Source organism: Acidisphaera rubrifaciens HS-AP3 (assembly GCF_000964365.1).
In the GTDB taxonomy this organism is placed as follows: domain Bacteria; phylum Pseudomonadota; class Alphaproteobacteria; order Acetobacterales; family Acetobacteraceae; genus Acidisphaera; species Acidisphaera rubrifaciens.
This window is the reverse complement of the sequence record NZ_BANB01000333.1, coordinates 1-1589: the sequence shown is the minus strand read 5'-3', so window position 1 is coordinate 1589 and position 1589 is coordinate 1. Positions and strand designations below refer to the sequence as shown.

At 72.8% G+C, this 1589-nt stretch carries 2 protein-coding genes; both read right to left on the bottom strand.

Going from position 1 to position 1589, the window contains the following annotated elements; all coding sequences use genetic code 11:
- A partial coding sequence (locus B8460_RS10595; RefSeq protein ID WP_048861567.1) for a hypothetical protein occupies positions 1-978 on the bottom strand: 978 nt, incomplete at its 3' end.
- The coding region (locus B8460_RS10590; RefSeq protein WP_048861566.1) for a site-specific integrase at positions 978-1589 on the bottom strand (612 nt) is incomplete at its 5' end. The genes B8460_RS10595 and B8460_RS10590, both read right to left, overlap by 1 nt.

Below are 1589 nucleotides of genomic sequence, written 5' to 3'. Positions count from 1 at the left end.
GGGATCGCGATGTGCCACGGTCGTCGCGGCGCAGTCGCGGAAGAGATGCGCGTTCACGAGGTGGCCGTAGCGGGCGACGGTGTGCTTCTCCAGTGCCGCGCGCTGCGCGGACGGGCCGCAGGGCGCGCCGTACTGGGTTAGCCACACGGCCGCGCCCGACGGCGGGGACCGGCTCTGTCGCGAGCGTCCGCGCGTCGTGCGCAGGTGCAGCAGGAACGGGCGGTGGTGATCGAGGTAGCGCCGTAGCGCCGCCACCAGACCCACGGGGACGGAGACGTCGAGCGGCTGACCGGTCTTGGTCTCGTCGGCGTCGAACCGCAGCCGGAAGCCGTCGCCGCAGGGCAGCAGGTGCCGCCCGATCTCCATACCGAGGAAGTTGCGCTGCCGCAACGGTCGCATCGCCAGCAGCGCGATCATGAGGCCGTCCCGATAGCCGAGGGCTGCCTTCAGCGGTGCGTCCGCCGCCATCGCCTCGGCAGCCTCCATCAGCTCCATCCCCAGGCGCAGCAGGTCGTCGGCGGGCACGACGCGTCGGCGCTTGTCGCGGCTCGGCACCGCATTCCGCTGCAGCCGGGCCTGGAGCCGGCGCAACCAGGTCCAGTCCTCGCCCGGCGCCAGCGCCCGGATCATCATTTCCAGCACGCCAAGGTAGCTGGCGACGGTGGTGGAACCGCATCGCGCCTGCAGGTGACGGACATAGGCGCCGACGAACTCGGGTCGCACGCGCGCGGCCGGTCCCTGGTCGGGATCGAGCAGCCCGTGCTGGCGCAGGTAGGCGAGATAGCGGCCCCAGGCGCCGATCGCGGAGCGCCGCGAGGCGGGGCGCCAGGCGGCGGCGTCGCCGTCTTCGTCGAGGAAGCCGCCGCGACGGGTCGCGCGCGCCCAGGCGTCCTGATCCAGGGGCGGCCACTCCGACGGCCGCAGCGCCACACGCCGTCCGGTATTCGAGGACGCATCGCCCGCATCACGGAGGTCCATCAGCGGCTCCCCCGGCGCCGGTCCGGCGCGGGTGGCGGCAAGGCGCCGTCCGCGCGCAGCCGGACCACCTGCATGTCGTAATGGGCGACCGCCGCCTGGGCCTCCATGCCGGTATAGTACGCGAGCGTCGTCGCCATCGTCTTGTGACCGAGCACGCGCTGCACCTGACCGTGCGCACCCGGATTATCCTCCAGGATGAGCTTCGCGGCCGCGTGCCGGAACAGATGCGGATGGAAGGCGAGTCCGCAGCGGACGCGCAGGCATCTCTGGATCTGCTGGCGGAAGCCTTCGGAGGATTTCGGCGCGTCGGGCCGCCGCCCGGGGAACAGCCAGTCGCCGCCGGCGGCGTTGAGCAGCGGCCGGTAATGCGCCTCGTAGAGGTCGAGCAGCCGTGCCGTGTCGTCGGGCAGCCGCACCTCGAACGGCATCCGGTTCTTTACCTCGTGCCCGGCGAGCGCGAGCGTCACGCCGCCGTCGCGGCCGCGCAAGAGGTGCACGCCGCAGCGCAGCCCGCTGAGGTTGGCCATCCGGATGGGCGCCATGATCAGTAGCTCGATCGCGAGGGCCGCCTGCAGGTCGAGCGCGGTCGCGTGGGTGGGCGTGCCGGCGCG